The 23,076-nt window shown below is 71.8% G+C and carries 21 protein-coding genes; 12 read left to right on the top strand and 9 right to left on the bottom strand.

What is annotated here, in order from left to right; all coding sequences use genetic code 11:
• Positions 1-121 precede the first annotated feature (121 nt).
• Positions 122-1,402 (top strand): TerD family protein, encoded by a 1,281-nt coding sequence (locus AN215_RS01080; protein ID WP_070012778.1) that lies wholly within the window; start codon positions 122-124, stop codon positions 1,400-1,402.
• Between the two features lie 91 nt (positions 1,403-1,493).
• On the opposite strand, the gene AN215_RS01075 is transcribed toward AN215_RS01080, so the two are convergent.
• Entirely contained in the window at positions 1,494-2,627 is a 1,134-nt protein-coding gene (locus AN215_RS01075) for a glycosyltransferase (RefSeq protein WP_070012714.1), read from the bottom strand.
• Between the two features lie 108 nt (positions 2,628-2,735).
• Here AN215_RS01075 and AN215_RS01070 point away from each other — a divergent pair, with 108 nt between their 5' ends.
• The gene (locus tag AN215_RS01070) at positions 2,736-3,521 is read left to right on the top strand and encodes a glutamate racemase (RefSeq protein WP_070012779.1); all 786 of its coding nucleotides are present in this window, start codon (positions 2,736-2,738) and stop codon (positions 3,519-3,521) included.
• Positions 3,522-3,624: 103 nt separating this feature from the next.
• Here AN215_RS01070 and AN215_RS30175 read toward each other — a convergent pair whose 3' ends face one another.
• Positions 3,625-4,797, bottom strand: coding sequence for a hypothetical protein (locus AN215_RS30175; RefSeq protein ID WP_070012715.1), 1,173 nt, complete (start codon positions 4,795-4,797; stop codon positions 3,625-3,627).
• Positions 4,798-4,984: 187 nt separating this feature from the next.
• Here AN215_RS30175 and AN215_RS01060 point away from each other — a divergent pair, with 187 nt between their 5' ends.
• The 4 genes from AN215_RS01060 to AN215_RS28295 all read left to right on the top strand — a co-directional run bounded on the left by AN215_RS01060 (position 4,985) and on the right by AN215_RS28295 (position 8,866).
• A complete protein-coding gene (locus tag AN215_RS01060) occupies positions 4,985-5,467 on the top strand; it encodes an NUDIX hydrolase (RefSeq protein WP_070012716.1) in 483 nt (160 codons plus the stop codon).
• Positions 5,468-5,571: 104 nt separating this feature from the next.
• Positions 5,572-6,696, top strand: a complete 1,125-nt coding sequence (gene tal, locus AN215_RS01055; protein WP_070012780.1) for a transaldolase — start codon at positions 5,572-5,574, stop codon at positions 6,694-6,696.
• Positions 6,697-6,795: 99 nt separating this feature from the next.
• The gene (locus AN215_RS01050; RefSeq protein ID WP_070012717.1) at positions 6,796-8,040 is read left to right on the top strand and encodes an NAD(P)/FAD-dependent oxidoreductase; all 1,245 of its coding nucleotides are present in this window, start codon (positions 6,796-6,798) and stop codon (positions 8,038-8,040) included.
• A gap of 172 nt (positions 8,041-8,212) precedes the next feature.
• On the top strand, positions 8,213-8,866 hold the full coding sequence (locus tag AN215_RS28295) for a DUF309 domain-containing protein (RefSeq protein WP_079122639.1): 654 nt from the start codon (positions 8,213-8,215) through the stop codon (positions 8,864-8,866).
• Between the two features lie 85 nt (positions 8,867-8,951).
• Here AN215_RS28295 and AN215_RS01040 read toward each other — a convergent pair whose 3' ends face one another.
• The 6 genes from AN215_RS01040 to AN215_RS01015 form a co-directional block, all read right to left on the bottom strand.
• A complete protein-coding gene (locus AN215_RS01040) occupies positions 8,952-9,422 on the bottom strand; it encodes a PTS-dependent dihydroxyacetone kinase phosphotransferase subunit DhaM (RefSeq protein WP_079122574.1) in 471 nt (156 codons plus the stop codon).
• Positions 9,415-10,047, bottom strand: coding sequence for a dihydroxyacetone kinase subunit DhaL (gene dhaL, locus AN215_RS01035; RefSeq protein WP_079122573.1), 633 nt, complete (start codon positions 10,045-10,047; stop codon positions 9,415-9,417). Before dhaL ends, AN215_RS01040 begins: the two co-directional genes overlap by 8 nt.
• Before the next feature lie 79 nt (positions 10,048-10,126).
• Entirely contained in the window at positions 10,127-11,119 is a 993-nt protein-coding gene (dhaK, locus tag AN215_RS01030; RefSeq protein ID WP_070012718.1) for a dihydroxyacetone kinase subunit DhaK, read from the bottom strand.
• A 300-nt stretch (positions 11,120-11,419) separates the two neighbouring features.
• Entirely contained in the window at positions 11,420-12,352 is a 933-nt protein-coding gene (locus AN215_RS01025; RefSeq protein WP_171904104.1) for a GNAT family N-acetyltransferase, read from the bottom strand.
• Between the two features lie 69 nt (positions 12,353-12,421).
• The gene (locus tag AN215_RS01020; protein WP_070012719.1) at positions 12,422-13,873 is read right to left on the bottom strand and encodes an amino acid permease; all 1,452 of its coding nucleotides are present in this window, start codon (positions 13,871-13,873) and stop codon (positions 12,422-12,424) included.
• Between the two features lie 180 nt (positions 13,874-14,053).
• Positions 14,054-15,046, bottom strand: a complete 993-nt coding sequence (locus AN215_RS01015) for a hypothetical protein (protein WP_171904103.1) — start codon at positions 15,044-15,046, stop codon at positions 14,054-14,056.
• A gap of 564 nt (positions 15,047-15,610) precedes the next feature.
• Here AN215_RS01015 and AN215_RS01010 point away from each other — a divergent pair.
• From AN215_RS01010 to AN215_RS00985, 6 genes are all read left to right on the top strand, one after another.
• Complete coding sequence (locus AN215_RS01010; protein ID WP_070012720.1) at positions 15,611-16,375, top strand: MgtC/SapB family protein; 765 nt, start codon at positions 15,611-15,613, stop codon at positions 16,373-16,375.
• A gap of 37 nt (positions 16,376-16,412) precedes the next feature.
• Positions 16,413-18,077 carry a phytoene desaturase family protein gene (locus tag AN215_RS01005; RefSeq protein ID WP_070012721.1) on the top strand — a complete coding sequence of 555 codons (1,665 nt, stop codon included), beginning with the start codon at positions 16,413-16,415 and terminating at the stop codon, positions 18,075-18,077.
• A 90-nt stretch (positions 18,078-18,167) separates the two neighbouring features.
• The gene (locus tag AN215_RS01000) at positions 18,168-18,881 is read left to right on the top strand and encodes an alpha/beta fold hydrolase (protein WP_070012722.1); all 714 of its coding nucleotides are present in this window, start codon (positions 18,168-18,170) and stop codon (positions 18,879-18,881) included.
• Between the two features lie 220 nt (positions 18,882-19,101).
• Positions 19,102-19,617: a VOC family protein gene (locus tag AN215_RS00995; RefSeq protein WP_070012723.1), complete on the top strand. Its 516-nt coding sequence runs from the start codon at positions 19,102-19,104 to the stop codon at positions 19,615-19,617.
• Positions 19,618-19,728: 111 nt separating this feature from the next.
• Positions 19,729-19,959 carry a DUF397 domain-containing protein gene (locus tag AN215_RS30170; protein WP_070012724.1) on the top strand — a complete coding sequence of 77 codons (231 nt, stop codon included), beginning with the start codon at positions 19,729-19,731 and terminating at the stop codon, positions 19,957-19,959.
• 352 nt (positions 19,960-20,311) lie between these two features.
• Positions 20,312-20,809 carry a hypothetical protein gene (locus AN215_RS00985; RefSeq protein WP_070012785.1) on the top strand — a complete coding sequence of 166 codons (498 nt, stop codon included), beginning with the start codon at positions 20,312-20,314 and terminating at the stop codon, positions 20,807-20,809.
• Positions 20,810-20,913: 104 nt separating this feature from the next.
• On the opposite strand, the gene AN215_RS00980 is transcribed toward AN215_RS00985, so the two are convergent.
• The gene (locus tag AN215_RS00980) at positions 20,914-22,914 is read right to left on the bottom strand and encodes an N-acetylmuramoyl-L-alanine amidase (RefSeq protein WP_070031100.1); all 2,001 of its coding nucleotides are present in this window, start codon (positions 22,912-22,914) and stop codon (positions 20,914-20,916) included.
• Positions 22,915-23,076: the final 162 nt, after the last annotated feature.

Genomic DNA, 23,076 nt, shown 5'->3' with positions numbered 1-23,076 from the left:
AAACGGTCGCGGGGACGTGTCGAGATGTTGTAACGGAATGTGCCGGTCGCGGCTGGAGCGCGGTGAACAGGCCGCCGTGGCGCCACGGCGGAACGACGAGGGGGAGTGGAGTGGCATGACGATGCAGAAGGGCAGCAACGTGTCCGTCGCGGCGGAGACGGTGCGTATCGAGGTGGGCCGGAGGTCCGGGACGGGCCCCGTGGACGTGGACGCGTCCGCGCTGCTGCTGACGGAATCCGGGAAGGTCCGGTCCGACGACGACTTCGTCTTCTACAACCAGCCGCGCCACGCCTCGGGCGCCGTGACGCACGAGGGAAAGCACCCCGAAGGGGACGCCGTCCTCGACGTGCTGGGCGCGGACCTCGGCAAGGTCGAGCCGGACATCGGCCGGATCGTGCTGGCCGCCTCCGCCGACGGCGGCACGTTCGGGCAGGTCCCCGGGTTGTACGTACGGCTCGTGGACGCGTCCGGCGGCGCGGAGATCGCCCGCTTCGACAGCGCGGACGCCACGGTTGAGACGGCGTTCGTACTCGGTGAGCTCTACCGCAGGCAGGGCGGCTGGAAGTTCCGCGCGGTCGGCCAGGGGTACGGAAGCGGACTGGCAGGTCTGGCAACGGACTTCGGGATCAGTGTTGACGAACAGGCGGACGCGGGCGCATCGGTGCGCGGCTCGGCGCCCGCCGCGGCTGCCGCAACCGCGTCCGCCCCTTCTTCTGCTCCCCCCTCTGCCCCCACCCCTGCATCCGCTTCCGGCGGGGCGCCCGTGCGGCTCACCAAGGTCACGCTGACCAAGCAGTCGCCGTCCGTCTCGCTGACCAAGCAGGGCGGCTCCGGCGGCGTCCTGCGGGTCAATCTCAACTGGCAGGTGCACAAGCAGTTCTCGGGCTGGGGCCAGAAGCTCGGCAAGGCCATCGCCGGATACTCCGACCTCGACCTGGACCTGTGCGCGCTCTTCGAACTCGCCGACGGGCGCAAGGGCGTCGTTCAGGCCCTCGGCAACGCCTTCGGCTCGCTGCAGCAACCGCCGTACATCCATCTCGACGGCGACGACCGCACCGGCGCGGTCGCCTCCGGAGAGAACCTCACCGTCAACCTCGACCACGCCGCGGACCTGCGCCGCATCCTCGTCTTCGTCACGATCTACGAGGGGGCCCGCAGCTTCGAGGGCGTCGCCGGCACCGTCACCCTCCAGCCCCAGCACGGAGCGCCCGTGGAGTTCTCGCTCGACGAGTGCACCGTGACGTCCAACGTCTGCGCGCTCGCACTGATCACCAACGAGGGCGGCGACCTCGTCGTGCAGCGTGAGGCCCGCTATCTGGTCACCCCGCGCGGCAGCAGCCCGCAGCGCACCGTCGACGCTGCCTACGGCTGGGGCATGCAGTGGACCCGAGGCCGCAAGTGAGCGCCCGCGAGTGAGCTCCCGCGGGTGAACTTCCCCGGAGGGCGGGGTCCGTCGGCTTCCCTGTCGTCAACTGCCGCCGTGGGCGCGGCGATCACGCGTACGTGCGGCCCTTCCATGAGGCACCGCGCCCGCGGTGGTGCCGCAGCGCCGAGTCGATCGTCATCAGCAGATACAGAGCCGCCGTGACGGGGAGTGCGAGTGCCCGCCACGGCGGCTGCCGGTAGTAGCGCAGCATCGGCACATACGTCAGAGCCATCAGCGCCCACGCCGCCGCCCCGACGGGGGACCCCGCCAGCGCCGTCAGCGGCGGCACCAGATACACCAGCGTCAGACCCGCGACCGCTCCCAGCAGTACCAGCGGGTTGTTCCCGAGCTGCGCGTACGCGCTGCGTGCCACCATCCGCCACAGCTGCGGCAGCCGGTCGTAGGGGCGCACGCTCTCCACGCCGTCCGCCAGCCCCAGCCAGATCCGCCCGCCGGCCCGCTTGACGGCACGAGCGAGCGTCACGTCGTCGATGACGGCGTGCCGGATGCTCTCCGGTACACGGGCGCGCTCGGCCGCCCCGGTGTGCAGCAGCACACAGCCGCCGGCCGCGGCGGCCGTGCGGGAGGCGGGACGGTTGACCCGGCCGAAGGGATAGAGCTGCGCGAAGAAGTAGACGAAGGCCGGGACGATGAGCCGCTCCCACGCGCTGTCGGCCCGAAGCCGTGCCATCTGGGAGAGGAGATCCAGACGGGCACCGGTCGCGGCGCTCACCAAGTCCCGCAGCGAGCCCGGGGCATGGGCGATGTCGGCGTCCGTGAGCAGCAGGAACTCGGCGCCGGTGCGCTCGCGGGCGAGAGCCATGCCGTGCCGCAGCGCCCACAGCTTGCCCGTCCACCCCGGCTCCGGCTCGCCGGGGGAGGTGACCGTCAACGGCAGGCCGTCCGGCTGCTGTTCGGCGGCGAGGCGCCGGGCCAGGGCGCCGGTGCCGTCGGCGGAGCCGTCGTCGACGAGGAAGATCTCCGCCCGTCCCGGATACTCCTGCGCCAGCAGTCCGGGAAGGCTCATCGGCAGCACCTCCGCCTCGTCCCGCGCGGGCACCACGACGGCCACCGCCGGCCAGCGCTCCGGGAGCTCGCGGGGCGGCAGGCGGATGTCCGTACGCCAGAAGCGGGCCTGGCACAGCAGCAGCCACAGCCATGCGGCGAGGGATGTCGAGGCGATCCAGGTCAGCGCGCTCATCCGCCGCAGTCTGCCGCACGGCGGGCGGTACGGGCGGTACGCCGGGGCCTGCGGTGAGGCGGGAGGAGGTGCGTGGCCCGTACGGCCGATCGACTAGAGTTGCCTGCCGTGAAGATCGCGCTGGTGGACTCGGGTATCGGCCTGCTCGCGGCCGCGGCGGCGGTACGCAGAGCGCGTCCCGACGCGGACCTCGTCCTCTCCAGCGACCCGGGCAGCATGCCCTGGGGCCCGCGGAGCGCCGACGACATCACGGCGCACGCCATGGCATGCGCCAAGGCGGCGCGCGCACACGCGCCCGATGCGCTGATCGTCGCCTGCAACACCGCGTCCGTACACGCCCTGTCCGCTCTCCGCGCGGAACTGGAGCCCGACGTTCCAGTGATCGGCACGGTGCCCGCGGTCAAGCCCGCGGCGCAGGGCGGCGGTCCGGTCGCCGTCTGGGCCACTCCGGCCACCACCGGCAGTCCCTATCAGCGGCGGCTCATCGCGGAGTTCGGGCGGGACGCCCAGTTCACCGAGGTGCCCTGCCACGGCCTCGCCGACGCCGTGGAGACCGCTCAGGAGCACGCCATCGGCGTCGCCGTCGGCGCGGCCGCCGCGCTGACCCCGCGCGGCGTGCGCGCCGTCGTCCTCGGGTGCACCCACTACGAACTCGTCGGCGGACGCATCCGCGCGGCCGTGACCGGGGAAGGCGGGCCCGGGCCCGTGCTCTTCGGCTCGGCCGAGGCGGTCGCCGCCCAGGCCCTGCGCAGGATCGGCACCGCTCCTGACCCGGGTGCCGCCCCGACCGGCGGTCTGACCGTGCTGCTCGGCGGACGTACGGCCAGGCTCCCCGAGCCGGCGGCGACCTACACCGAGGGCAGACTGCTCGCAGGCGCCGCCGTCACGCCCTGATCCCGCCGATCCCGCGATCCCGCCGGTCCGGCCGATCCCGCCGGTCCGGCCGATTCGGGCAGCCGCGACCGCGTAACAGAAGGAACCGTCACGGCGCCGCGCCTCAGCTGAGCCTTCTCGCGCAGGCGATGCCCGCGAGAAGGCCGGCGCCCGCAGTGACCTGGGTGAAGCTCAGCGCGTTGCCTATCGCCGCCAGCGCGGCCAGTGCCGCGAGCGCCGCACCCGCCGTCAGTACGAGGGGCGTGGGCCGGGGCGAGGCCCACAGGGCCAGCAGCAGCCACCCGAAGGCCGCAGCGAGCAGCGCCAGCCCCGGCAGCCCCTGCTCGGCGGCGACCTGCAGGGGAGCGGAGTGCGGCTTGCCGTCGGAAGGCGCAGGCGCGTGCGCGGGGAGCGTCCCCTGCCCGGTGCCCGCGGAGCGCGCCGTGCCGGCGTTCATCTCCGTGACCGTGACCGTGCCCGTGCTCGTGCCCGTGTCCGACTCCGTGTCCGTGCCACCTGCCGTGCCGGCGGCCGGACCCCTGCCGCCTGCCGTGACGCTCAGATCCTTGAACGTGTCCGGACCGGTGCCGGACAGCGGATTCGCCCGCGTGATCGCGACGGCGTCCCGCCACAACTCCACGCGGTGATCCGTGAGTTGTTCATGCAGTGCGACGTACGCGCCGCGCGGCAGCCCGTCCTGTGCCACCGCGAAGGTGACACCCGTGACGCCGGCGGCTGCCAGCGCCAGCGTGGCCAGGCACACCGTCCGCCCCCGTACGGAGCCCGCCGCGAGGGAGCACACCAGCACGGCCAGGGCCGCCGCGAATCCGACCGGAGTGCCGGCGAGCAGGGCGCAGACCACCGTTCCGGCCGCCAGCAGGCGCAGGACCAGCCGCACGGCACGCACCCCGGTCGCCCAAGCGGCACAGCAGAAGGCGCCCACGGCCAGCGTGAGGAGCGCGGCGGTCACCCCCGAACGCCCCGCGGGCCCGGCGAAGTCGATGCTGCCGGGTATGACGCGCGAGGACGACGGCCCGAAAAGGGCGAGAAAGACCCCCGCAACCCCCGCTCCGGCGGCGGCGCCGACGGGCAGCACGGAACCCGCGATGCGTCCGGTGGCGTAACCGGCACCCACCGCGAGTACCGCGAGGAGCAGCCCCTCCGGCCTCGCGTCCCGTCCCGCGGCCGTGATCAGTGCCCAGCCCGCGCAGGCACCCAGTACGAGTACCCCTGTCACGTCGGCGGCGCCGCTCTCCCGTTCACGCACCGCGGACGACCCGAGCACAGGTGACGTCATCCCTGCGACCCCCCGAAACCGGCGCACCCCGTACCGCTCCACTCCCCGGGAAGCGACGGGCTGCGACTTCGCTCGTCAACCGTAGTGCGTCCGGCCTTGATTGTGGATATCCCGTACAGGAGAGATGTGCCTGCCGTGAACGAGCGGCGAGGACGGGTGGCGTACGTAAACACGTAGGCTCGGGATCATGTCGACGCCTGAATTCATCCGCCGGATTCGCGCCACCGCAGGTCACCAGCTGCTCTACCTGCCGGGCGTGAGCGCGGTCGTGTTCGACGAAGAGGGGCGTGTCCTACTGGGCCGGCGGGCCGACACCGGACGCTGGTCGATCATCGGCGGCATCCCCGAGCCGGGCGAGCAGCCCGCGGCGGCGGCCCGGCGCGAGGTGGAGGAGGAGACGGCCGTGCGCTGCGTCGCCGAACGCGTCGTCGTCGTACAGGCGTTGGAGGAGCCGGTGACCTTCCCCAACGGCGACATCTGCCAGTTCATGGACATCTGCTTCCGCTGCCGCGCCACCGGCGGCGAAGCGAGGGTCAACGACGACGAGTCGCTGGACGTGGGCTGGTTCGGGCTCGACGCCCTGCCGCCCATGGAAGACGGCGTCGTCATGCGCATCAAGCAGGCCGCCGGTGACGGGCCCACCTGGTTCGAGGGCATCGCCCAGGGCTGAGCCCGCCCGCCGAGGGCGTCCGCGCAGGTCATGGGCGCGGGGATGGGCGGAGTTACGTTGGAGTCATGGGCTGTTCGGGGGGAGGACGACCCGAGGAGATGACCATGACCGACACCTTGGAGCGGCTCGCGGACGAGGGAGTGGCCCCCTGGCTGGACGATCTGAGCCGCGAGCGGCTCGCGGGCGGCTGGCTGTCCCGCCTCGTCAGCCAGCAGGGCGTCGTCGGCATCACCAGCAATCCGACGATCTTCGACCGGGCGATCGGATCCGGACCGCACTACGACGCACAGATCGCGGACCTCGCCCGGCGCGGCGTCGGCGTGGCCGAGGCGGCCCGCCTGATGACGGCCTACGACGTGCGCTGGGCCTGCGACATCCTGCGCGGCGTCCACGAGACCAGCGGCGGCGTGGACGGACGCGTCTCCATCGAGGTCGACCCGCGCCTGGCACATGACACCGGTGCGACCCTCGCCGAGGCACGCGGCCTGTGGTGGCTGGTGGACCGGCCCAATCTCTTCGTGAAGATCCCCGCCACCCGTGAGGGCCTGGGAGCGATCAGCGCGGCGCTCGCCGAGGGCATCAGCGTCAACGTGACGCTGATCTTCTCGCTCGACCGTTACGACCAGGTCATCGGCGCCTTCCTCGACGGGATGGAGGAGGCGCACACCGCGGGACGCGACCTGTCCTCCATCGCGTCGGTGGCGTCCTTCTTCGTCAGCCGCGTCGACACCGAGACCGACAACCGCCTGGACAAGCTGGGCAGTTCACAGGCCCAGGCGCTGCGCGGACGTGCCGCCCTCGCCAACGCCCGCCTCGCATATGAGCACTTCGAGCGCGCCCGCGCCGGCGACCGGTGGCAGGCGCTAGAAGCGGCCGGGATGCGGCCGCAGCGCCCGCTGTGGGCCTCCACCGGCGTGAAGGACCCCTCCTTCGACGACACCCGTTACGTCGCCGGGCTGGTCGCGCCGGACGTCGTGAACACCATGCCCGAGGCGACCCTCCGCGCAGTCGAGGACCACGGGGAGATCACGGGCGACACCGTCCACAGCACGTACGCGGAGTCCCAGCAGATCCTCGACGACCTCGACGTCGCGGGCGTCTCGTACCACGACGTCGTGACGACGCTGGAGGACGAGGGCGTCAGGAAGTTCGCGGACTCCTGGAGCGACCTGTTCCGGACCCTGGAGAAGGAACTGCGCGCAGCCGGGACGCACGGCCCGTCCGGCTGACCGCCCCGGCCCGAACGTTCCCCGGCGGCGAGCCGCAGGCAGGCCGAGCGATCCGTACCGCCGGGCGTCCACCGCCGATTTCCAGCCGAGGAGCAGAGCATGGGCGCGACGACGACTTCCCCCTTCGTGATCGCCGGTGCCGGGCTCGCCGGTGCGAAGGCCGCCGAGGCACTGCGCGATGGAGGGTCGGACCGGCCGGTCGTCCTCGCCGGCGACGAGCAGGAGCGCCCGTACGAGCGTCCGCCGCTGTCGAAGGAGTACCTGCGAGGTATGTCGGCGCGCGACGAGGTCTACGTCCATCCGCGCGGCTGGTACGAGGAGAACGGCGTCGAGCTGCGCCTGGCAGCCCCCGTGGCCGGCATCGATCCCGGCGGCCACACGGTCACCCTCGGGGACGGTGAGACCCTCCCGTACGCGAAGCTGCTGCTGGCCACCGGCTCCTCACCGCGCAGGCTTCCCGTGCCGGGCGAGAACCTCGACGGCGTGCACTATCTGCGCCGGCTCGCCGAGAGCGACGCGCTCAAGGAGACCCTCGGCGCCGCCTCCCGGCTCGTCGTCATCGGCGGCGGCTGGATCGGCCTGGAGGTGACGGCCGCCGCCCGCGAGGCCGGAGTGCGGGTGACCCTGCTGGAGGCGGCCGATCTGCCGCTCGTCGGGGTGCTGGGCCGTGAGACGGCGCAGGTCTTCGCCGACCTGCACACCGATCACGGCGTGGACGTGCGCTGCGGCACCCATGTCACCGAGATCACCGGTGAGGCCGGCCGTGTCAGCGGTGTGCTGCTTCCCGGGGGCGAGCGGATCGCGGCGGACGCCGTCGTCGTAGCGGTCGGCGTCTCCCCGAACACCGCGCTCGCCGACGGTGCCGGGATCGAGACCGACGACGGCGTCCGCGTCGACGCCGCACTGCGCACCTCGCACCCGGACATCTGGGCCGCGGGCGACGTCGCCCGCGCCTTCCACCCGCTGCTGGGCCGGCACATCCGCGTCGAGCACTGGGCCAACGCCCTCAACCAGCCCGCCACGGCGGCCAGATCGATGCTCGGCGAGGACGCGAGCTACGACAGGCTCCCGTACTTCTTCACCGACCAGTACGACCTCGGCATGGAGTACACGGGCCATGTGGGACGGGGCGGCTACGACCGGGTCGTCTTCAGGGGAAGCCCGGCCGACCGCCAGTTCATCGCCTTCTGGCTCAGGGAGCGCCGGGTGCTCGCCGGGATGAACGTCAACGTCTGGGACGTCACAGGGCCCATCCGCACACTGGTGACTTCCGGTCTGCCGGTCGATGCGGGGAGACTCGGAGATGTCGGCGTGCCGCTGACCGAGGTCTTCGCGGGAGGGTGACGGCGATGTCCGCCGCCCCCGGAGGGGCCGTCGGCGGCACCGGCCGAGACGTGCGGCACCGGCACCGGCCGCGTGCAGCGAGGGAGAAGGGCGTCACGTGCAGGAGAGCCACGAGCAGCAGGGCGGGGAGCCGGCGTGCTGGCTGAACCAGGTGTGCGAGGAGTGCGGCAGGGTGCGTGAGGACCCCTCACGGGCCGAGTGCGAACACTGCGGCCACGATTCCCGTACGGGTCCGCCGGCCGGTGCCGCCACCCCCGCCGGACCTCCGCCGGAGACCGCCCGTGCCAGGGCCGGCTCGCGCAGGCGCGACCGCGACCCCGAAGGCAAGGCCCGCAACGCCCGCCCCCGCGACGGACTGGGACGGCCGCTTCCTTACGGACAGGAGGGCGTGGCCCGCCAGCCCGAGGGTGTCGTGCGCACTCCGGCCCGGAGCCTGGAGGAGGCACAGCGTCTGCTCGACGAGGGCATGCCCTTCCATGCGCACGAGGTGCTGGAGGACGCCTGGAAGACGGCGCCGGAGGCGGAAGCGGCGCTGTGGAAGGGCCTCGCGCAGCTCGCCGTCGGGATCACCCACCTCGCCCGCGGCAACGCCAGGGGCGGGGCACGTTTGCTGCTGCGCGGCACCGGCGGCATCGAGCCGTACCGGAGCCGTCCCCCGCACGGCATCGACGTCGCGGGGCTCGCGGACTGGGCGCGCACCACCGCGGACGCCGCCGAGGAGGCCGGGACCGGAGGCAAGGAGCAGCCGGCCACGCGGAACTCGCAGACCGCGCCGGGCACACCCGGGGGCGCGCCGGCGGCCCCCAGGCTCCGCGGCCCCGCCTGATCGCGTGACGGGCCTGACCCCGGGACGGCCGGGCACCGGAACGCCCCGCGACGCCGGTGGCGGCCGTGCCGGTCACGGGCGTCGCTCACACCTTCCGGAAGTGGTAAGCCTCCTCGGCGGCCGCCGCGACCTCCGCGAGGTCCGCGCCGCCCGCCGAAGCCACCACCGCGGCGATGGCCCCCTCGACGAGGGGCGCGTCCACCAGCTGGGCGTTCTCGGGCAGATCGTCCCCCTCGGCCAGCAGCACCTTCACGGTCAGCACCGCGCTGCCGAGGTCGACGAGGATGGCCACACCGGCCCCCGTGTCGACCTTGTGCGCAGCGGCGCTGATGAGTTCCGCGCTGGTGCCCAGACCGCCGTCCGGCCCGCCGCCCGCGCCTTCGACCGGCGCGCTGTCCCTTCCGGCGGCGAGCCCGACCGCGAGGCGGGCCACGGAGTCGGCGACCTCCTTGCTGTGCGAGACCAGCACGATCCCGACCCTCGGCTGGGGTTTGCCCTCCGCGGACCGGTCCGGTGCCTGCCCGCCCGCAAGGGGGGTGTCCTGCTGCTCACTCATCGGCGACCGCCCCGGCCAGCGCCGTGAAGAGCAGCGCCGAGGACGTCGCCCCCGGGTCCTTGTGTCCCACGCTTCTCTCGCCGAGATAGCTCGCGCGGCCCTTGCGCGCGCGCATGGGCACGGTGGCCAGCGCGCCCTCGTCGGCCGCGGTGCGTGCCGCGCCGTACGGGTGGGGCCCGCCCGCGGCCAGTGCCTCGACGCCCGGGTACAGCGCGTCCAGCATCGTCTTGTCGCCCAGGGCGGCACCGCCCAGCTGTGCCACGGCGTCCACTCCTGTTCGCAGCGCCTCGGCCAGCTGGCTGCCCGTCACCCGCTCCGCGTCGCCCAGCGCCTTGCCCGTACGGCGCAGCAGCGTCCCGTACAGCGGGCCGGAGGCGCCGCCGACGCTGGAGACCAACTGACGTCCGGCGAGGATCAGTACCGCTCCGGGTGCCGACGGCGACTCCTTGCCCAGAGCCGTCACGACGGCGGCGAAGCCGCGCTGCAGGTTGCTGCCGTGGTCCGCGTCCCCGATGGCCGAGTCGAGCTCGGTGAGCAGGTCGGCTTCGCGCTCCACGGAGGCGGCTGCGGTGGTGAGCCAGCGGAAGACGGTCCCGGCATCCAGCTCATCGGTCAGGTCGGTCAAGACAACTCCCTCTTCACAAGGGCCGAGAGCCGTTCCCGGAACGGCGCCGGCGGTTCGGCCCGGTGCCCATGACTCATCTTCAGCAACCCCAGCGGAGTGACGGCGTGCTCACCGGTGCGTCGTACAGCCGCAGTGTCTCCTCGTCCGCCCGGCACAGGGTCACCGAGGCTCCGGCCATGTCCAGCGAGGTGACGTAGTTGCCGACGAGGGTACGGGCGACCGGCACGCGGCGCTCGTCCAGGACGCGCTGCACCTCGGCGCAGAAACCGTACAGCTCCAGCAGGGGTGTGGAACCCATGCCGTTGACGAGGGCCAGCACGGGACCGTCCGGTTCCAGGTCGGTGAGCACGGCGTCCACCGCGAAGTCGGCGATCTCGCCGGAGGTCATCATCGGGCGCCGCTCACGGCCCGATTCGCCGTGGATTCCGATGCCCAGCTCCAGTTCACCTGCGGGCAGGTCGAAGGTGGGGCTGCCCTTCGCGGGCGTCGTGCAGGGTGCGAGGGCCACGCCGAAGCTCCGGCAGGAGTCGGACACCTGACGGGCGATCGCCTCGACGCGCTCCAGCGGAGCCCCCTCCTCGGCGAGCGCACCCGCGATCTTCTCGACGAACAGCGTGCCGCCGGTGCCGCGGCGTCCGGCTGTGAACTCGCTGTCGGTGACGGCGACATCGTCCTGCACCAGGACCTTGCTCACCTGGATGCCCTCGTCCTCCGCCAGCTCGGCGGCCATGTCGAAGTTGAGCACGTCGCCGGTGTAGTTCTTCACGATGAACAGGACTCCGCTGCCGCTGTCGACGGCGGCAGCGGCACGCGTCATCTGGTCGGGCACGGGGGAGGTGAAGATCGCGCCGGGGCAGGCCGCGTCGAGCATTCCGCGGCCGACGAAGCCGCCGTGCAGCGGCTCGTGGCCGGAGCCTCCGCCGGAGACCAGGCCCACCTTGCCGGCGACGGGGGCGTCGCGGCGCAGGACGACGCGGTTCTCCACGTCGACCGTCAGCTCGGGATGCGCGGCGGCGATTCCCCGCAGGGCGTCCGCGACAACGTTCTCCGGCACATTGATCAGCATCTTCATTGATACCTCCGAGTGAGCGTAGCACTGTCCCTCTGGCCAGTATTACTACAGGTCAGAGCCGAAATCGCGGCCGCGCGGTCCTGTTGTACGGCCCGGGCGGGACGGCCCTGACACGGCGTCCGCCGCCGCGCCGCGAGGTCTCCCTGACCGCCTGTCATGAATCCCGCCGTGGCGCGGGGTGCCGCCCGCACCGGCTGCACTCCTACACCCTGCCGCACGGGGCGGCAGGTGCGGAGACGCGCGGGGCCTGCCCGGCGGATTTCGCGGGCGGGTGCGGCGGCCGCGGTCTCAGCCGGGGACTCAGCCGAGTTCGAGGCTCGTGACACCGAACACGCGCTCCGCACGTACGACCGGCGGCGGGCCCTTGTACATCCGGACGCTCTCGAAGCCGGGAGAGAGGCCACGGCTCGTGGCGAGAGAGACGGCCGCCTCGTTGGTACGGGGGATGTCGACATGGACCTCGTCGTCCTCGCTGAGGTGTGCGGTGAGTGCGTCGAAGAGTGCCTCGGCCGCCTGCGGGGTGTCCGCGAAGAGCGGGCCGATGCGGTGACCGTCCCTGGCCTGCCGGATCACGCCGTAGCCCGCCGGCTCCCCGTCCCGTACGAAGACGTGCGCACGGTGGGCCGCGGCGGTGAGCCACCTGCGGAGGAAGCCCCGGCGTGGAGCCGGGAAGCACTCCTCGTCATAGGCGGCGAGCGCGTCGAAGTGATCCTCCGTCGCCGGCCCCACGCAGGGCGGCGGAGTGCCGCGGGAGGCGGGACGCCCGCCGTAGCGGCAGGTGCCGTAGGCGGGGGAGAAGCCCGAACGGCCGTAGGTCTCCTGCTGTTCGAGGACGGCGTCCAGGCCGATTGTCCGCGTCCCGGCGTGCGGCACAGCCTCCTCCCAGGTGGCCAGGCCCACGCCCTTGCCGCGGAAGTCCGGACGGACCAGGTAGTAGCCGAGGAAGGCGAAGCCGGGGGAGTAGTTGACCACGGAGACCGCCGAGACGGAGCTGCCGTCGACGCGTCCGAGGAAGAAGCCGCCGGGGTCGGTGGGGTGGAAGCAGGCCGTGTCGCCCAGCCCCGGGTTCCACTGCTCCTCGGCCGCCCACTCCTCCACTCGGAGCCATTCGTCCGACGAGGCGCGGGAGACGGCGAGTTCGCCCGCGCCGCCGCTGCCGCCGGACGGGGCCGTCACGGAGCCCGGGCCTTCGGCGGAGGCCGGGTACGGGGCGTCGTCCCCGAGAGGTTCCATGCCTTGTGCGTCCTTTCCACTGGGTGGGTGGGCCGGCGGGCCGGCCGGTGGCGGCCCGCCGGCGCTGTGTCAGATCAGGTCCATGGCGGCCACTTCGTCCGGACTGCCGTAGCTGACCGGCCCCTGGAAGCGCTGCCGGGCGGTGGCGAACCACCACGCCGTGGCGATGATCAGCACCACGCCCAGAGCGATCGGCGCGTAGTTGAACGTCGTCACGGTGATCGGTGAGGCGTGGGGAAGCATGAACAGGACGTTGCTGACGAGGATCCACGCCACGGCGACGATGCCGATCGGCCTGCCCCAGCGCCCGAGGTGCCACGGACCCGGCTGGAAGTCGCTCAGCCGGAGACGGAGATAGATGGGCACCGCGTAGGCGAGGAAGAGCCCGACGACGTTGACGCTGACGATGGCAGTGAACGCCGTCTTGGACCACCAGCCCGGGATGACCAGGATCAGGGAGCAGGCCGCCGCGAGCCATACGGCTTTCACGGGTGTACGGGTGCGCGGGGAGACCGAATGCCACCAGCGGGACCCCGGCATTGCGCCGTCACGTGAAAAGGCGAAGATCTGGCGGGTGTTGCTGGTCATGTTGGCCAGACCGCAGAAGAGCATCGCGCCGATCACGATGAGCAGGAGAAGCTTGGCTGTGCCCATGCCAAGGGCGTCGATGAGAACCTGCACGGGCGGGGCGTCCGCGGCGGCCTCCTTGCCGTAGTCGCGGATCGCGTAGACCAGGGCGAGCATGAGGATCAGACCTGTGATGGCGGAGTAACCGATCGCACGCATGATGCCACGCGGTGCGTTCACGGTGGCCCGGACCGTCTCTTCGGACATATGGAAACTGCCGTCGAAGCCGGTAAAGGTCCAGCTCGTCACGAGCAGGCCCAGCATGCCGCCGTAAAGGGCGCTCGTGAAACCGGTGTTGTTGGCGAAGTGGGTGACGAAGGACGCCGACTGGTGGTGCTCGGGCATCACCCACAGGGCGGTGACGATCACGACCATGCCGATCAGCAGCCACCACACCGAGATGCGGTTGAAGACGGCGACAAGCTGCACCGTGTAGGTGTTCGCCAGGGCCTGGAGCAGCAGGATCGCCGCGGTGATCAGCACCGTGCGGTGCCCGGTCACCTCGTACCCCGGCCACTGCATCGCGACGAGCGCCTGGATGAAAGTGGCGGCGGCATACCCCGTCGCCGCCGTGCCGCCCACCTGGCCGACGAAGTTCAGCCACCCCGTGTACCAGGACCATGCGCCCTTGTTGTGCTTGGCGAGCTTCCCGGCCGAGAAATACAGCGCGCCGCTGGTGGGATAGGCGGATGCGATCTCGCCCATGGACGCACCGATGAAGAGCACCAGCACCGAAACGCTGATCCAGCCGAATACGAGGACCAACGGGCCGCCCGCATTCATTCCGAACCCGAACGACGAGAAGATTCCGGAGATGATGTTGATGATGGTGAAGGAGATCGCGAAATTGTCGAACGCGCGGAACCGCCGCGTGAGTTTCCGCGGATATCCCATCGCGTGCAGCGTCGCATCATCGTCCAGAGCGACAGGCGCTTCCCGCTGTCGTATTCTCGTGCGGCCTGTGAAGGCGGTGTCGGGCACGTTCGGGCCTTTCTCGTGTGGATATCGGGGAAGCCTCGCCGTTATCGGTGGGGTGGCGGTGGGAGCCGGCGTCCGTCCAGGGGCGGCCGCGGATCACGGGCCGTCGCCGGCGCGGAAGCCCCCACCGCGTCCGCGCGATCCCGGTACGGGCAGCCCGCAGGCCAGCCGGGCCTTGCTGAGCTGCTGCTCGGGGTCGCCGAGGGCGCTCCACGGCATGCGTGAGGCGTAGGGGCCCATGGCGGCGAACACCGGACGCGCCTCGAACTCGCAGTGCGCCATGATCAGTGCGTGGGCCAGGTACGCCAGGTCGAGCACCGGGGTGAACTCACCGGCGGCGACCTCCGGCAGCCAGTGCTGATAGGCCCCCAACGCCGTGGCCTTCCACTGGGGTTGCTCCCATGTGCGGTCGGCCAGCAGGGTCGACGGGTCGTGCTCCTCGATGAGGGCCACCAGCGGCAGCAGTCTCAACGGAGATGAGACGGGGGCCCGTTGGCCGAGGAAGGCCGCAACGTCCCACGCGGCGTTGGCCGAACCGCCGTGGCGTGCGAAGAAGAAGGACAGGAACCGGTGATGGGCCTCGCGGTGCCACGGGTCGAGCCGGAGGATGTGCGAGAAGAGGACCCACGGCCCCGGCGGCGCGGTGAGGAGGCCCTGCGGCGCCGGGTCCCGGGGGCGCTGGAGCCTGGAAAGGGAGAGCTGGCTGACCCACGGCGTGGGGTCCCTGGGAGCCATCAGCGCCGCCCGCTGGCAGGCGGCGAAGGCGATGCGGCCGAGGTCGCCGGCGCGGTGGTCCTCCGCGTCCGCGGCGCGCAGCGCGCGCAGCGAGGAGACCCGCGCCCACATCAGCGCCGCCTCCTTGCTGGGCTCCTCGGACAGCCAGCGTTCCGCGAGGTCGGAGTCGCATGCCTCGGAGGCCAGCACGAGCGAACGGTGGGCCCGCAGGCCGGCGTCCCTGCGGGCGTCCTTCAGCACCTCGTACGCGCTGAGATACCGGCCCGCCCGCACATCCACGCATGCTCGTGCGAGCTGACGGTCATCGGCCGCCGGGTGCCACACGTACTGCCCTTCGAAAAAGCCAGCGGTCATGCTCTCCTGCCGAGTCTGCTCTCTGCGCGAATGCCGCCCAATATGCACAATCCGGGCAACCCGAATTCGACCGGAACTGGTCCGGTTCCCGGCAGCAACGCACACCCTACTCAGCGTCATGACCGACCGGAACCACCATTCCAGGTCGCAATGCGCGGGGAGCCGGTTTTTCCGTGCGCCTGGCCCCGATTCTTCCGCCCTGGGCCCGGGTGGGTATGTGCTGAGCATATGTCAGCAGCCTCTGGTGGTAATCGAGTTGGGCGGGGAGCCCTCACAGAGTTCCGGCGGCCGATGTGCGGGAGGCGTGCCCCTGTGTGTACGGAGAGGACGGCTTGAGCGGACCTCAACTCCCCCCGGCGGCAGGTCTGTTCGGAGAAGGGTTCATAGAATGCCCTTACGTTGAATGCCGAACCGCCTTGATTGCCTCAGGGGTTGGGAGGCGGGCGGGCCGCCCAGGGGAACGGCATGCCGGAGCGTGGCTGGAACCTTGTGTCGGAATAGTCAGGAAAGCATGCGTTTGCTGATAGTTTCCGCGGCGTACCGGCGCAAGAGGAGGCGCGTGCGATGGATCTGGCGGCTCCCCTTTGGGACGTGCACAACCATCAGGGCTGGTCCCAGCTGGCCGAGTTGGGCCTGGCGCTGGTGCTCTCCACCCTCATCGGCTGGGAGCGGGGCACCCGGCAGAAGAGCGCGGGACTGCGCACGCACGCGCTCGTCGGCATCGCCAGCGCCCTGATGATGCAGATCTCCCAGTACGGCTTCAGCAACGTGCTGGGCATGGAGGACGTCTCCTTCGACCCGTCCCGTGTCGCCTCGCAGATCATCGCCGGAATCGGATTCATCGGCGGCGGCCTGATCTTCGTACGCCGCGACGCGGTACGCGGGCTCACCACCGCCGCCACCGTCTGGCTCACCTGCGGCGTGGGCATGGCCTGCGGCGGCGGGCTCGGTGTGCTCGCGGCCGTCACCACCGCCCTGCACTTCGTCGTCATCCGCGGCTACCCGCTCGTCGCGAACCGCCTCTTCGCCGAGCGCGCGGCCAAGGAGTCCACGGTCCGTCTGCGCTACCGCACCGGAGCGGCACTGCTGCCGCAGCTGATGGAGATGTGCACCGACCGGGACTTCCGCATCCTCGGGGTCAGGGTCGACAGGGTGCCGCGGCCCGCGGGGGAGCCCGGGGGAGGGGAGCGCCCCGGGGCCGAGGACACCGCACACGTCGTGCTGCGTCTCGAAGGCACCGGCGACGTGCGGCAGCTGGCGTCGGAGATGTTCCACACGGCCGGCGTGCTCGGCATGGACGTCACGCCGGACTCCGATCCGGACGAATGAACCTGTGCGCACGGGCCGGGACATGCTACGAAGAGGCATGCCTGCCGCCTCCCACCACGCGTCCCACGAGACCTCACACGACAGCGCCGCCCACGATGCCGTCATCGTCGGCGGCGGCCACAACGGCCTTGTGGCCGCCGCCTACCTCGCCCGCGCAGGACAGCGGGTCCTGGTGCTGGAGCGGCTGGACCGCACCGGCGGCGCCGCCGTCTCCGAGCAGACCTTCGCGGGCGTCGACGCCCGGCTCTCGCGCTACTCGTACCTGGTGAGCCTGCTGCCGCAGCGGATCATCGACGACCTCGGAGTGCGCTTCGCCGTACGCAAGCGCGGCGTCTCCTCCTACACGCCCGCCGTGCGCGACGGAAGGGCAACCGGCCTCTTCGTCGGCGACGGCACGGCCCGTACGCGCGAGTCCTTCGCCCGGCTCACCGGCGGGGAGCGGGAGTTCGAGGCCTGGGAGCGCTTCTACGGAATGACGCAGCGCGTGGCCCAGCGCGTCTTCCCCACGCTCACCGAACCGCTTCCCACCCGCGCCGAGCTGAAGGCGCGGATCGGCGAAGACGCCGCGTGGGAGGCGCTGTTCGAGCGGCCGCTCGGCGAGACGATCGAGGAGAGGTTCGCCGACGACCTGGTGCGGGGCGTGGTGCTCACCGACGGCCTCATCGGCACCTTCAGCCATGCGCACGACGCTTCGCTGCTGCAGAACCGCTGCTTCCTCTACCACGTGGTGGGCGGCGGCACCGGCGACTGGGACGTGCCCGTCGGCGGTATGGGGGCATTGACGGACGCCCTCGCCGACGCCGCCCGCGCCGCAGGTGCGGAGATCCGTACGGGCCACACCGTGCACCGCGTCGAGACCGACGGCGCCACCGCGGATGTGCACTACCGAACCGCCGACGGCGAGGGCACGGCGGCCGCCCGCCGCGTCCTGGTGAACGCCTCACCGCAAGCGCTGTCACAGATGCTCGGGGAGGACACCGGCCCGGGGAACGTCTCCGGGAACGGCGGCCGCCCCGGTCCGGTCAGCGGTTCGCAGCTGAAGGTCAACATGCTGCTGCGCCGGCTTCCCCGTCTCAAGGACGCCTCAGTCGACGCACGGGAGGCCTTCGCCGGCACTTTCCACGTCGCCGAGGGGTACGAGCAGCTGGCCGAGGCCCACCGGCAGGCCGAGGCGGGGGAGCTGCCCCGGGTTCCGCCCTCCGAGCTGTACTGCCACTCCCTCACCGACCCCACGATCCTCGGCGCGGAGCTCGCCGCCGGGGGTTACCAGACCCTCACGCTCTTCGGGCTGCTCACACCCGCCGGCTGCTTCGAGGCCGCGGACAGCTCCGGCCGCGCCGCACTCCGTCAGAAGGCCCTGGACCGTACTCTCGCCGAACTGGACCGCCATCTGGCGGAGCCCGTCGCCGACTGCCTGGCCCTGGACGCCGACGGCAGACCGTGCATCGAGGCCAAGACCCCGCTGGACCTCGAAGGCGAGCTGCGCCTTCCGGGCGGTCACATCTTCCACGGAGACCTCTCCTTCCCGTGGACCGACGAGGACGGCGGGCGTCGCTGGGGCGTGGAGACGGCTCACCCCAACGTCCTGCTGTGCGGCGCCGGTTCGGTACGGGGCGGCGGCGTGAGCGGCATCGGAGGGCACAACGCGGCCATGGCCGTACTGGAGGCGGACGACCGTCACGGGGCAGGCCCGGCGCGGTGAGCCACGCCCGGGGTAACATCCGCCGCCGCTCGGGACTCGCCCGGCAGCGGCAGCCGGAGTCCGGGAAGGACCTGCAGTAGCGTCGCCCGTATGAGTGACGAAGTCCGAACGGTGCCGGCGAACGGCATCCGGATCGCCTACCGGACCTGGGGGGCGGAGAACGCCGGCGGCGCCCCCGTCGTCCTGCTGCACTGCCTGGGCGAGGACGGAGAGGACTGGCGGGGGCCGCTGGTCGCCCAGCTCGCCGCCGCGCACCCGCTGTACGCGCCGGACCTGCGCGGGCACGGCGGCAGCGACTGGCCCGGCGAGTACGGGCTGGATCTGTTCTGCGAGGACCTGCGGTGCTTCCTGGACGAACTCGGCCTGGCTCGCGTCATCCTCATCGGGCACTCCTTCGGGTCGGCCGTCGCTTCGGTCTTCGCGGGGGAGCACCCCGAGAGGGTCGAGCGCCTCGTGCTGGAGGAGACGGTCGCGCTGCGGCCCCTCGATCCGCCCCGTGCGGTCCCCGAACCGCCGCCGGGACGTCCGCTGTTCGACTTCGAGGTCAGAAAGCAGTGGACCCGGCAGCGCAACGAACCCGATCCGCGCTGGTGGCGACAGCTCGCCGCAGTCACCGCACCCACACTGATCGTCGGCGGCGGGTCCGGCAGTCATCTCTCGCAGGAGGACATGGCGGCGATGGCGGAACGCATCCCGCACGGGCGGTTCGTCACCGTCGAGGAGGGAGGCCATCTCGTGCACGAGCAGCGGCCCAAGGAGTTCGCCGCGACGGTGCAGACGTTCCTCGCGGAAGAGAGGAACTGACCGGAGGGCACGGCGGGGACCGGTGGGCACGCTCGGCGGCGTTCACGAACTCTCCGTCCAGCGGCGCCCGATGCCCGGGACAGCCGGGCGGCCTCGCGCCTGCTTTGTACCGTTCTGTCGCCCGGCCGGCCCAAGGCCCCGGCTGCAGGTTCAACTCGCCCCCGGATGCCCCGTAGAGTGAATGGTTGAACGACCAATCACTTCTGCAGGAAGGTCCGCGATGGCTGAGCCGGAGGGAACGGCATTGGAGGAACTGCGCACCCGGCGGGAGACGTTGCGGTCCCGCTATCTGCTCGGCGTCCCCGACCGGCCGGACACGACCGCCCGCGGCGTACACCACGTGGCCTTCATCTGCCGTGACGTGGAGGAGACCATCCGCTTCTACCAGGAGCTCCTCGGCTTCCCGCTCGTCGAACTGGTGGAGAACCGCGACTACCGTGGCTCGACGCACTTCTTCTTCGACATCGGGAACGGCAACCTGCTCGGCTTCTTCGACTTCCCCGGCCACGACCACCCGCCGTTCGCCGAGACGGTCGGCGGCGTGCAGCACCTCGCCCTGTCGATGGAGAGCGATGCGCACGCGGCGGCGCGCAGTGCACTGGACGCGGCGGGAGTCGAGTACGCGGGACCGGACCGCGGGGTGGAGGAGAGCCTCTATCTGCGGGACCCCAACGGTGTGCCCGTCGAGCTGTACCGCGAGCGCCTCGGGATCTTCAACGGCGACAAGATCGTCTGACGGCGCCCGCGCCCGGCCCCGGGCGCAATCGGCTGCAGCACGGCACTGTCGGGCGCCCTCCCGCGGTCGTTACGCTGAACTCTTCCGCGAAGAGAACCAGGAGGAGCGCACGTGGCCGAGCGCACCACCACCAGCACCGTGACGAGGCCGGACCTCGATCTCACCAACGCCCGCTGGCAGTCGGGCACCCAGGCGATGGGCGGCGTGGAGATCGCCTTCGTCGAGGGCTACATCGCGATGCGCAACGGCCGCACACCCGAGATCCCGGCGGTCATCTTCTCACCGGGTGAGTGGAACGCGTTCGTGCTCGGTGCGCGCAACGGACGCTTCGACCTGACCTGATCCGGCCTGATCGGGCCTGGCCTGATCTGACGTGCGGCCCGGCCCGGTGGCCTGGGCCGGACTTGTCCCCGCTCGGCTGGTGCTGCCCAACTGCCGCAGGATGTCCGGCAGTCCAGCTGTGTGTGCCACCGTCAGGCCGTGCGCGACCCCGGGTCGTGCGGGCCCGGGTCAGGCCCGTCCCGTACGCGGACCCTGGCAGGGCCGACGTCACGCGTCGCCGCTCCGCCGCAGCCCGGCACATCCTCCCGGCGCGGCACCTGCCGGGGAGCCCTCCGCCGTGCGCGGTGACGGGACCGTGACCATGCTGAGGCGCCCCGGGGAAGGGCTGCTCCGGGGGACGTACCATGTCGGCATGTCGTTCCTCCGCCGTCGCAGTGCGTCCGTTCCAGCAGGTCCGGACTTCGATGTCCTGGCCATGGACCCGACCGACTGGCCGGGCAACCTGGGCGCCGGCCTGCTGCCCGCCCCGGACGGCACCTGCCAGGGCGTCTTCCTGCGGTACGACCTCTTCGGCGGCCGCGGGCCGGCGATGATCATCGGAAACCTGCCGGAGGGCTCCCCGGCCCGCGAGGTCACCGGCAGCCAGGTCCCCTTCGAGGTGGCGCAGCTGCTGTCGGCGCTGGAGAACGACGAAGCCGTCGAGGTGACCGGCGTCGAGGACGACCCGGTCATGCACGAGGACAACCTGCTGATCGTGCGCCGCGTGAAGTGCTCCGAGGAGCGGATCTCGTGCGTCCAGTTCGACCGCAGCGACGGCGTCCTCGTCACCATCGCGAGCTGGGACCGGCCCATCACCAGCGACCTCTACGCGCTGCTGAAGCCCCTGCCCGCCGAGATGTTCCAGCAGTGACGCTCACGGACCCGTGAACGGGCCCGGCGCCCGTGGCGGCACACTCCGTGCCGGCCACGCGCGCCGGGCCCTTCCGCTTCCCGCTCTCCTCGGGACCGGCGGTCCTACGACGACGAGCCGGTCACCCGCACGTCGTCCGCCCTGACGAACGCGACGCGGTGACCGAGCTGGATCTGGTAGTACGTGAGATCGCCGCGCACCACCTTGAACTTCTCCGCCTCGGGGTCGAACTCCTTGGCGTAGAGATACTCACCCCGCGTCCTGAGGCCCGCGGCGTACGCCTGACCCGCCTTGATCTTGTACGGCAGCGGTGAGAGCTCCTGCACGGGCACGCCCTCGGGGTAGGCGTCCTTCTCCGGGTAGGCCCGCCCGTAGACAGGGATCTCGTCCTTGCCCGCCTTCGGTACGACCACCTTGCCCCGGGAGGGAACGGCGGTGGGCTGCTCCCCGGGGTTGTGGAACCAGGCCTTCTGGCCGAGATACCAGATCGCGGTCCAGTCGCCCTTGCGGCCCGCGACCGCGTACTGCTGGCCCGTGCTGGCGCGTGCGCCGGTGTCGTTGACGCCGGTGGTCGACTTGCCGCCGCCGGGGTGCAGCCCGACGTCCTCGACCAGTCCGGAGTCCGCGTCCGGCCCGGTGTGCAGCCGCACGGCACCCGAGCCGTGCGGCGGGCAGGGATCACCGGAGTCGTCGCACTTGGTGTACGACGGCCGGTGCTTGTCGTAGTCAGGCCGGACCGTCAGCAGCCTGCTGTCCTTCCCGGCGCCCCGTACGAAGGGCTTGCCGAGCAGCGTGAAGTAGTGCTGCCAGTCGAAGTACGGGCCGGGATCGGTGTGCATGCCGGGGATGTTGGCGGTGGTCACGCCGGGCACGTTGTCGTGGCCGAGGATGTGCTGCCGGTCCAGCGGGATGTCGTGCTTCGCGGCCAGATACCGCACCAGGCGGGCCGAGGAGCGGTACATCGCCTCGGTGTACCAGGCGTCCGGATCGGTGAGGAAGCCCTCGTGCTCCAGCCCCACCGACTTGGCGTTGACGTACCAGTTGCCTGCGTGCCAGGCCGCGTCCTTCGCCCGTACGTGCTGGGCGATGTGACCGTCGGAGGAGCGCAGCGAGTAGTTCCAGGACACATACGTCGGGTCCTGGACCAGGTCCAGGACGGTGTCCCAGCGGCCCTCGGTGTCGTGCACCACGATGTAGTCGATGGAGGCCGAGCCGGGACGGCGGGACTTGTCGTGGTTCCCGTAGGTCGGATTGCCGTCGTCGTCCGTGTACTCCTCGTACGGCGCGGGCAGCCACTCGCAGGACACGCTGCGGGGGCACTCGGGCCTCTCCTTCGCCGCGGAGCGCGGGCCCGGCCCGTCCTGCCCGGGACCACCCGGCCGACCCGGGCCTGCGCGCAGGCCCGGGTCGGCCTCCAGCCGCATCCGCTGCCCGGAGTCCGTGGTGCGCTGCTCTCCCGAACGCATCACCTCGAACACGTCGTCGGCGAACACGGACCCGGTTCCCCGCTCGGATGCCTGCGGGTAGGCGGCCACCGCGCCGTACCAGTCCGATGGATCGGAGCTGAGGGAACGTCCCAGCTTCTTCTGCGCCGCCGCCAGCAGCGCCGCGCCGCCGCGCAGGTTCGCGCTCGTGGACCCGCGCAGCTCCTTCGCCGGCAGGCCGGTCAGTTTCGCGGCCGCCTCGGCGGTGCGCAGGCGCGCGGGCAGATCGCGGGCGCGCGGCGCACCGGTGTCAGCCGCCGCAGCACCGGCGGTACGGACCGGGCGTGCCGTGTCGCCGCGGGCGTCCTCTTCGCCGGAGTGCCCCGCGCCGTGCTCCGCTCGCGTCGCCGCCGACCCGGCGAGCGCCGTACGCGCATCGGTCAGGTGCATCGGCCCGTAGCCGCCGGAGACGCTCGGGGCGCCGTCGTGCGCGTCCCAGCGGGACTGCAGATACGAGACCCCGAGCAGCACGCTCTCCGGCACCCCGTACTCCTCGGCGGCGTCGGTGAACTGCTGCTGGAGCCGTGAGGTGCCGCGCTGCTCCGCCGTCGCGTACGGACCGGCGGAGACCAGGGGGAGCAGCAGCGCCGTCGCGGCGACACCGGTGCCGGCGGCCCACAGCGCACGGGAGCGGCGGCTTCGGGGTGTGCCCCTTCCTGACGGGGCGCCTCGGGAAATGCCACGGGCGAGGCGTCTGAGCGGGTCGGGAGAGTCGTGAAGCGAACCAGAAGATCCGGGTGATCCAGGCAATGCGGCCTCCTCGGTCTGGGCCCGTCGCTACAG

It is taken from the genome of Streptomyces abyssalis (genome assembly GCF_001751365.1).
Classification (GTDB): Bacteria; Actinomycetota; Actinomycetes; order Streptomycetales; family Streptomycetaceae; genus Streptomyces; species Streptomyces abyssalis.
Note: the sequence above shows the minus strand (reverse complement) of the source record. Positions and strands in the feature narration are given on the sequence as shown.